8 protein-coding genes are annotated in these 4,405 nt (G+C 38.8%); 2 read left to right on the plus strand and 6 right to left on the minus strand.

Translation table 11 applies throughout. The features are described from left to right. Positions 1-55: 55 nt before the first annotated feature. Together O9295_RS01880 and O9295_RS01885 are read left to right on the plus strand one after the other, a co-directional pair. Positions 56-376 carry a DUF4160 domain-containing protein gene (locus O9295_RS01880; protein ID WP_002785171.1) on the plus strand — a complete coding sequence of 107 codons (321 nt, stop codon included), beginning with the start codon at positions 56-58 and terminating at the stop codon, positions 374-376. Beyond that, on the plus strand, positions 360-608 hold the full coding sequence (locus tag O9295_RS01885; RefSeq protein WP_002785172.1) for a DUF2442 domain-containing protein: 249 nt from the start codon (positions 360-362) through the stop codon (positions 606-608). Before O9295_RS01880 ends, O9295_RS01885 begins: the two co-directional genes overlap by 17 nt. Positions 609-798: 190 nt before the next feature. On the opposite strand, the gene O9295_RS01890 is transcribed toward O9295_RS01885, so the two are convergent. The 6 genes from O9295_RS01890 to O9295_RS01915 form a co-directional block, all read right to left on the minus strand. Then, a complete protein-coding gene (locus O9295_RS01890; RefSeq protein WP_002804649.1) occupies positions 799-1,110 on the minus strand; it encodes a hypothetical protein in 312 nt (103 codons plus the stop codon). After that, on the minus strand, positions 1,107-1,463 hold the full coding sequence (locus tag O9295_RS01895) for a type II toxin-antitoxin system RelE/ParE family toxin (protein WP_002735616.1): 357 nt from the start codon (positions 1,461-1,463) through the stop codon (positions 1,107-1,109). Before O9295_RS01895 ends, O9295_RS01890 begins: the two co-directional genes overlap by 4 nt. 11 nt (positions 1,464-1,474) lie before the next feature. Then, positions 1,475-1,627 carry a hypothetical protein gene (locus O9295_RS01900; RefSeq protein WP_288031238.1) on the minus strand — a complete coding sequence of 51 codons (153 nt, stop codon included), beginning with the start codon at positions 1,625-1,627 and terminating at the stop codon, positions 1,475-1,477. A gap of 149 nt (positions 1,628-1,776) precedes the next feature. Then, positions 1,777-2,073 (minus strand): type II toxin-antitoxin system HicB family antitoxin, encoded by a 297-nt coding sequence (locus O9295_RS01905; protein ID WP_002763050.1) that lies wholly within the window; start codon positions 2,071-2,073, stop codon positions 1,777-1,779. Between the two features lie 11 nt (positions 2,074-2,084). Continuing rightward, positions 2,085-2,273 (minus strand): type II toxin-antitoxin system HicA family toxin, encoded by a 189-nt coding sequence (locus tag O9295_RS01910; RefSeq protein ID WP_016514488.1) that lies wholly within the window; start codon positions 2,271-2,273, stop codon positions 2,085-2,087. A 17-nt stretch (positions 2,274-2,290) separates the two neighbouring features. Then, a partial coding sequence (locus O9295_RS01915; protein ID WP_288031240.1) for a tetratricopeptide repeat protein occupies positions 2,291-4,405 on the minus strand: 2,115 nt, incomplete at its 5' end.

Raw genomic sequence — 4,405 nt, forward strand, 5'->3', positions numbered from 1 at the left:
GTGTCAGTCTGTAGAGCGACCATAAGACCAGAACAGAGTAAATCTGTTAAGGCAGGTGCGAAAAATCCTTCGGGACAGAAGCAGAAACCTAAATCGTGAGGTTTGGGAATCACCGTCCGTTTACGGCGGTGAGGATGTCAAGCCAGAAATTTTCAGACTGGAAGGCTATGTTTTCTTTTTCTATGCCAATGAAGGCAATGAACCCATGCACGTTCACGTTCGACGGGGCGGCGGATATGCTAAATTTTGGCTAGAGCCGCTAGAATTGGATTATGCTAAAGGTCTAAAAACCAAAGAAATTGTTCGGGCTGAAGTTATCATTACAGAAAATATAGAAATAATACGGAGGAAATGGCACGATGTATTTGGTACATGAAAGCATAGTAAAAGCTCAAAAAGTTTGGGTTGAAGATAAATGGATTTGTATTCGTTTAGAAGACGATAGAGAAATTCGTTTTCCTGCTTATAAAAATAAACGCTTATCAAAAGCAACCTTTGAACAATTAGCAGAGGTTGAGTTAATTTGTGATGGCACGGGATTACATTGGGAAACCTTAGATGAGGATTTGTCCATCATTGGCATTTTAGAAGGAAGATTGGGTGCTTAAATGTTAAATGCTTAAAAAAAATCGGCTCTACCGAACCTAGTAATCATAGCAATTATCGTCGATTGGGTTGACGTAAGGAAACCCAACAAAAAGATTCAGACAGATTTAGGTGTTGGGTGTTGGGTTTCGCTTTTCCTGAGAATTGAGAGGTTTTCTTTAACATATTTATTCCCTCAAACCAACCTAGGAACTACGGGCGCTCACTACTTAATTTAATCACTTGTTGCTCAGGAAATTTAAGGGTAAGTTCCCATTCTCCCCCTAATTCCCTCATCATACGGGTTAAATTTTCTAGGGTAAGATGTTGTTTTAAATCATCCGATTTTGCTGAGAAACAGGGCTGTTCACTTTCGCTTTCCGTGATTTCTTCAGAAGAAAGTCCTAGGCGTTGAAGAAGTTCATCAATGATTTGCATTTCTTGTAAAAGCTCTTGGGTTTTAGCTTCAATTTTTGCCCTTCTTTCAGAGGGCAGTTTATCCATTTCTTCATCAAAGGTAATCATAGATTTTGCTCCGTTAAGGTTTTTAAATAGGCTTCAAATCTTTTTTCAGCGATGGGAATGTTTTTTTCATACCATCTTTTATCGCCAGTTTTATTCCCTCCTACTAGCATGATAGCTTGACGGATAGGATCGAAAGCAAAAAGCACTCGCCAAGGTTGTCCTTGATGCTGTACTCGCAATTCTTTAAGGTTGGGGTAACGACTGCCTTGAAGAGTGTCAACATAAGGTCGTCCTAACAAGGGTCCTTTTTGTTTAAGTAGCCCAATATAAGCCAAGATTGAATCTTGTACAGTTTCTTCTTGCTCGTATAGCCAATCTCGAAAGGCTTCATCAAAGATAATATTCCATTCCATCTTTTTTTGTCCTAATTTTTACTCATTTCTTGGCGAATCATGCTGATTAGTTTTTGAGCTTGTTGATAACCTGCTTCATTCCCTTGTTGTCGATCAATTTTTGCTTTTTCGTTTTGTCGTAATATGGCATATAAAACACCACGACTACGGATTATAGTAATCATAGCAATTATCGTCGATTGGGTTGACCCAAGGAAACCCAACAAAAAGATTCAGACAGATTTAGGTGTTGGTTGTTGGGTTGCGCTTTTCCTGAGAATTGAGAGGTTTTCTTTAACATATTTATTCCCTCAAACCAAGCTAGGGACTGCACCTAGTTTTTTACACACAATTCCTGATGGTTTAAAATAGCTTCTGATACCTCAATGAGCAGAAAAGCGATCGCATCTTGATGATCCGCATCGGTTAAAATGGTTTCGAGGGTGCTAGGGGTGGGAATTTCGTCCCCATCTGCCAACATGAAGGAAATATGACCTTTTAAGGCTTCAGTTGCCATTTTTTTCGCTTCTTCGATGGTTTCTCCTGCACTAATACAACCCGGAAAGTCATAAAATTGTACCCCATAATCACTATGGTTATCTTTATGAACGGTGGCTAAATAAGTAATCATTCATTTCTCCTTTATCGTAATTTAATACTGGCTTGTTTTTCGATACTGATTAGGGTTTTAAGGGGAATATCCTTTTTAGGGTGAGGAACAGTCACTTTCCCTTTTTTATGGGGATGTTTAAAATGATGATGACTTCCTGTTGTACCTACTTGATACCATCCCTCATCCTTCAGTTTTTTGATAATTTCTCGACTTTCCATAATTGATGATTTCTATTTCACCCCCCTAATTGTTGTAAAATCTGCATCACTTGTTCATAAGTTGCCATATTATTCTGTTGGCGGAATAATATAGCTGCTTGTTGTAGATCAATTTTTGCTTTTTCGGTTTGTTTTAATTCGGCATATAAAAGACCACGATTGGCGTAAGCCTCAGCAAAATTACGATTAAGTTCAATAGCTTTGGTGTAGTCAGCTAAAGCTAATTCGTATTTTTTTTGCTCATAGTAAAGAGTCCCCCGATTGTTGTAAGCCATAGCAACATTAGGATTAATTTTAATGGCTTTGGTGTAGTCAGAGAGGGCTAAATCGTATTTCCCCAAGTCAGAGTAAAGATTCCCTCGATTGCCGTAAGCATCAGCATAATTAGGATTAATGTCAATAGCTTTGTTGTAGTCAGAGAGGGCTAAATCGTATTTCCCCAAGGATTTGTAAAGATTCCCCCGATTGTAGTAAGCGTTAGCATCATTACGATTGATTTCAATAGCTTTGTTGTAGTCAGAGAGGGCTAAATCGTATTTCTGTAAGTCTTTGTAAAGACTCCCCCGATTGTAGTAAGCCATAGCAAAATTACGGTTAAGTTCAATAGCTTTGTTGTAGTCAGCTAAAGCTAATTCGTATTTTTGTTGGTCATCGTAAAGAGTCCCCCGATTGTTGTAAGCCATAGCTAAATTAGGATTAATGTCAATAGCTTTGTTCCAGTCAGCTAAAGCTAATTCGTATTTCTGCAAGTCATAGTAAAGAACCCCCCGACTGACGTAAGCCTCAGCTAACTTAGAATCAAGTTCAATAGCTTTGTCGTAGTCAGAGAGGGCTAATTCGTATTTCTGCTGGTTATAGTAAAGAAGCCCCCGATTGTTGTAAGCCTCAGCTAACTTAGAATTAAGTTTAATAGCTTGGTTGTAGTCAGCTAAAGCTAATTCGTATTTCCCCAAGTCTTTGTAAAGATTCCCTCGATTGTAGTAAGCCATAGCATAATTAGGATTAAGTTTCATAGCTTTGTTGAAGTCATCTAAAGCTAATTCGTATTTTTTTTGCAAGGAATAGTTACTCCCACGAATCGCATACCAAAAAGCACGAGGAGCGAGATCAATTGCCTGAGTAATCGCCGCTAATCCTTCATCATAGCGTTTTAAATCATATAATACTAGATATTTTATGATATAAGATTTAGGATTATTGGGAAACAGAGAAATCGCCTGATTAATCACCGTTAAGGCTTGCTCATAATTTTCTAAAAAGCGATAAACTACACTTTGCAGTTGTAAAATACTACTGTGAAACTCCTTTAAATCTTCCCGTTTAGGTAAGGTATTAATCGCTTGTTGCAAAGCTTCTGTAGCTGTTTGATGTTCGCGTAATGCAAATAACATTAATCCCTTCCCATACCAAGCTAAATAGACATTCTTGGGGTCATTTTGCTTAATCGCTTCATCAAAGGCTTTAATTGCTTCCTCAAACCTGAATAACCGCCATAATTGTCCTCCCCTTTCTATCCAAATATCCGCCTTCGCATTGGTATTAGGAACAATAACACCAGTAATCGCTTGAATAATTTCTTGTTTTTGTTGCTGGCTAACTTGGGGTTGAGCAGTGGTTAATAATTGCGGTTTTACCTTGAATCTTTCTTGCAATCCGATAAAAGTGCTAATGGGAATCCCTAAACTATACCCTAACTGAATTTCCGTTACCCCTGCTGTTTCCGAACTTCCATGAATCCCTATTACTCTCCCCTGGGAGTCTAAGACTGCACCGCCACTCATGCCCCGAAATGTGATGCTGGTATAAACTAATTCATACCCTCCGGTTAAAGAAGCAACACTTTGTAATGTTCCACTTTGTTGAGTGCTTAAAGGACTTTGGCGGGTTTGTAGTAATCCCTCTTCTTTATCGTGAATTGCACCGCCACTAAACAACCATTTCGAGGGATTGTTGCCAATTTTCGGAAATCCTGCCGCAAAAACATAATCTCTGGTATTTGGGTTATAATTCGCTATTTCCGCAACGGGATAATTGTCCAGGCTTTCAAACTGAAAAACTGCTAAATCTACCCCTTCCTGCCGGATGATGGTGCTTTTCTCGATGTTTCGAGTTTTGCCGTCGCTGGTGACGAC

This window comes from Microcystis sp. LE18-22.4A (assembly GCF_027531105.1).
Taxonomy (GTDB): domain Bacteria; phylum Cyanobacteriota; class Cyanobacteriia; order Cyanobacteriales; family Microcystaceae; genus Microcystis; species Microcystis aeruginosa.

What these genes read in the sequence shown, in the direction of transcription:
- O9295_RS01900 (WP_288031238.1), bottom strand. Translation starts at nt 1,627, where the DNA reads ATGATTACTATAATCCGTAGTCGTGGTGTTTTATATGCCATATTACGA.
- O9295_RS01885 (WP_002785172.1), top strand. Translation starts at nt 360, where the DNA reads ATGTATTTGGTACATGAAAGCATAGTAAAAGCTCAAAAAGTTTGGGTT.
- O9295_RS01910 (WP_016514488.1), bottom strand. Translation starts at nt 2,273, where the DNA reads ATGGAAAGTCGAGAAATTATCAAAAAACTGAAGGATGAGGGATGGTAT.
- O9295_RS01890 (WP_002804649.1), bottom strand. Translation starts at nt 1,110, where the DNA reads ATGATTACCTTTGATGAAGAAATGGATAAACTGCCCTCTGAAAGAAGG.
- O9295_RS01905 (WP_002763050.1), bottom strand. Translation starts at nt 2,073, where the DNA reads ATGATTACTTATTTAGCCACCGTTCATAAAGATAACCATAGTGATTAT.
- O9295_RS01895 (WP_002735616.1), bottom strand. Translation starts at nt 1,463, where the DNA reads ATGGAATGGAATATTATCTTTGATGAAGCCTTTCGAGATTGGCTATAC.